The organism is Lutibacter sp. (assembly GCF_041596795.1).
In the GTDB taxonomy this organism is placed as follows: domain Bacteria; phylum Bacteroidota; class Bacteroidia; order Flavobacteriales; family Flavobacteriaceae; genus Lutibacter.
Genome location: NZ_JBFHHX010000217.1, coordinates 1 through 3,871, shown reverse-complemented (window position 1 = coordinate 3,871; position 3,871 = coordinate 1). Strand labels below are relative to the sequence as shown.

Annotated in this window: 2 protein-coding genes; one reads left to right on the top strand and one right to left on the bottom strand. The window is 28.9% G+C overall.

The genetic code is table 11. The features are described from left to right. Positions 1-625: helix-turn-helix domain-containing protein (locus tag ABY298_RS15410; protein WP_372746940.1), on the top strand; the 625-nt coding region annotated here is incomplete at its 5' end. Positions 626-719: 94 nt separating this feature from the next. On the opposite strand, the gene ABY298_RS15405 is transcribed toward ABY298_RS15410, so the two are convergent. Then, the gene (locus ABY298_RS15405) at positions 720-3,155 is read right to left on the bottom strand and encodes a GH36-type glycosyl hydrolase domain-containing protein (RefSeq protein WP_372746939.1); all 2,436 of its coding nucleotides are present in this window, start codon (positions 3,153-3,155) and stop codon (positions 720-722) included. Positions 3,156-3,871: the final 716 nt, after the last annotated feature.

Sequence of the window (3,871 nt, the reverse complement as noted above, 5' to 3'; positions counted from 1 at the left end):
CAAAGAAATTTATGAAATTACCATTCATATTCATCCTGATTTATTTAATGAAAAAACTTTAGAAAGAAGGATTTTTAAACCTATAAAGGATATGTTTAATAGAGGGAAACATGGTATTTTGTTTTCTAAAGATACAACTATTAAAGTAATGCCTCGATTAATGGCACTTACTAGAATCTCTGGAATTGAATATTATTTAGAGTTTATTTCTCTTTTAAATGATTTGGCAAAATCTGAAAATCAAAGGTTGTTGTCTAATTCTACAGCGGTGAAAGAAGATTTTGAAAACAGTGATAAAATTAAAAAGGTGTACAATTATATTCAGGAAAATTTCACCAAGCAAATAACTTTAGACGAAATTTCATCATTAGTAAATATGAGTGCGGTTTCTTTTAATAGATTTATTAAGAGCAGAACTGGAAAAACATTTATTACGTATGTAAATGATACTCGAATTAGTTTTGCAACACGATGGTTGTTAGAAACGGATTTAAGTATTGGTGAAATTGCTTTTAAATGTGGATTTAACAATATTGCCAATTTTAACAGATTGTTTAAAAAATCTAAAAAATGTACGCCAAAGGAATTTAAGGAAGAATTTGTTGGTGTAAAAAAAGTATTATAAAATGTTGTTTTTTATATAATTATATAGGTAAAAAAGCTCCTACTAATTAGTAGAAGCTTAAATAAAACAAATTTAATTACAAATTAATAAATTACTATCCCATTATTATTTTAATGGTGTGCTCTTTATTTTTTTCTAGAATAGGAATAATGTTGGTATTTATTTCTTTTCCGTTTACAAGTATGCTTTTAACACCTTTACTTACTTTGGTTGGGTTTTCAACGTTAATAATGTACGTTGCGCCTCTAAATTTACGTGTCATTTTAAAACCGTTCCAGTTTTTTGGAATACAAGGATCTATTAAAAGTCCGTTATAGGCTGGTTTTACACCTAAGATATATTGAGTGATAGCATAAAAATTCCAAGAAGCCGTACCAGATAACCAAGAGTTTTTAGCTTCTCCAGGTTTAAAAGCCTCTTTGCCGGCAATCATTTGGCAATATACATACGGTTCTACTTTATGTAGTTCAGATATTTCTTCTAAATAGCTAGGCGCAATTTTAGAATAATATTCAAAAGCTTTATCTCCTCTTCCAATTTTAGTTTCGGCAATCATAATCCAAGGATTATTATGACAAAATATGCCTCCATTTTCTTTATAACCTGCAGGATAGGTTGATATTTCTCCGTATTCGATATAGTATTTAGAAAAAGCTGGACTGTTTAATACAATTCCATATTCACAATTTAAATGTTCGTCTACGGCATTTAAAGATTTTTCTACAAGGCCATCTTCAATACCAATTTCTGCCATACTGCACCAGCCTTGAGATTCTATAAATATTTTTCCTTCTTCATTTTCATTAGAACCTACTTTTTTTCCAAAATAATCGTAAGCACGTAAAAACCAATCACCATCCCAGCCATGTTTTTTAACAGCTTCAATCATGTTGTTTACATGAATTTGAGCAGCAGCAGCTTCATCTGTTTTTCCAATTTGGTTACATAAATCTATATATTCCTTTCCGTAAACAACAAAAAGTCCTGCAATCATTAAGGATTCTGCGTGTCCGTCTTTTTTGTTTCCTGTGGTTTGAAACGATTCGTTAGGGTCTTTGGAAAAACAGTTTAAGTTTAAACAATCATTCCAATCGGCTCTTCCAATTAAAGGTAATTTATGTGGTCCTAAATTATTTACTACGTGATAAAAAGAGGCTTTTAAATGATCAAAATGGGGTTTTGCTCTTGAGGCATCATTATCAAAAGGAACCAATTCATCTAAAATAGAAAAATCGCCAGTTTCTTTAATATATTCAGTTGTTGAAAGTATTAGCCATAATGGATCGTCATTAAAATTACCTCCAATAGCGGCATTTCCTTTTTTGGTTAAAGGTTGGTATTGATGGTAACATGAACCATCTTCAAATTGGGTTGATGCAATGTCAATAATTCTTTCACGTGCTCTTTCGGGAATTTGATGTACAAACCCAATTAAATCTTGATTGGAATCTCTAAAGCCCATTCCGCGTCCAATACCTGATTCAAAAAAGGATGCAGAGCGAGACATGTTAAAGGTTACCATACATTGGTATTGGTTCCAAATATTTACCATTCTATCCAATCTTTCATCTTCAGATTGAATGGATATTTTCCCTAATAAATTATCCCAATAAACCTTTAAATCATTATATGCTTTTTGAACTTTTTCAACGGTATTAAATTTAGCAATCATTTCCTTTGCAGGCTTTTTATTGATTACAGATTTGCTTTCCCATTTATTATTTTCATCAACTTCCACATAGCCCAACATAAAAATAAAATCTTTTTCCTCGTTAGGTTTTAATTCAATTTCAATGTAATGTGAAGCCATTGGAGACCATCCGTGAGCAACAGTGTTTTTAGATTTGCCCTGGGCAACAACCTCAGGATCTTCAAAACCGTTATAAAGTCCAATAAAAGATTCTCTATCGGTATCAAAACCATTAATTGCTTCATTTACTGAATAAAATGCATAATGATTTCTTCGTTCTTTAAACTCTGTTTTATGATAAATTACAGAATCTTCTATTTCCACTTCTCCTGTACTAAAGTTTCTTTGAAAGTTGGTCATATCATCTTCAGCATTCCAAAGAGCCCATTCAATAAAAGAAAATAATTGTATTTTTTTTACTGCTGAAGTGGTATTTTTCAAACTTACTTTTTGAATTTCACCCCAAAAACCTAAAGGAATAAATTGCAATACTTCTGAAGAGATACCATTTTTAGAACTTTTAAATTTGGTATAGCTCATTCCATGTCTACACTCATAACTATCTAAAGCTGTTTTAACTGGTTTCCATCCAGGAGACCAAGTGGTATCGCCATCTTTAATATAAAAGTATTTTCCACCATTATCAACAGGAACGTTGTTATATCTATAGCGTGTTAAACGTCTAAATTTTGCATCTTTATAAAAGGTATAGCCACCACCTGTGTTTGAGGTTAGCGAGAAAAAATCTTCGTTACCAAGATAATTTATCCAAGGGTATGGAGTTTTAGGATTGGTAATTACATATTCTCTAGTTGCATCGTCAAAATGACCGTATTTCATTTTTGAAATATTTTTAATAATCTATTAGTAATTGTCAATATCAATTTGATAAAATGTAAATTGATTTTTCAAAATTAGGTATCTTATAAAGTATTAGTTGATACTTTTTTGTCTAATGATTAAATTATTTTATATGTTTTTTACTTTTTAATAGCTCAACCTTTTTAATTCTAGAGAAATAATGCAGTGGGAAATTAGTTTATACTTAAGCTAAAATTAAAATTGAATAATACCTAAACTATTGTAAAAAGTTAAAAAGCATCAATTTTTTACCAATTGAAAATTCAATATCATAAAACTATAAAACACATATGTTTTTTCTTATTTATAAAAAAAAACGTATATAAAATTGTCAAAATTCCAAAATAGATAAAATATGAGCCAAATTGAAAATTTTTTTTCATATTAAAATTTTAAGTTTGTTGTATAAATATTGCAATTTTATTAAAAGACATGTTGATATTTTTAAAAATTTATTTGATATAGCTTATTTAACAAAACGTATTACGGGCTATTTTAAAAAATAATTTTTTATACTATTTAATATGTCAAGAATTTGAAGAGTTAAAAATTAGCTCTAGTTAACCCAAAAAATATATAATTTAAGAATTATGAAAAAATTAATAAACAAAATAGAAGATGTTATTACTGAGCAAATGCAAGGAATGGCAGCAGCACACCCAGAACTAAAAATAAGTTTAGACCCAAAGTATATT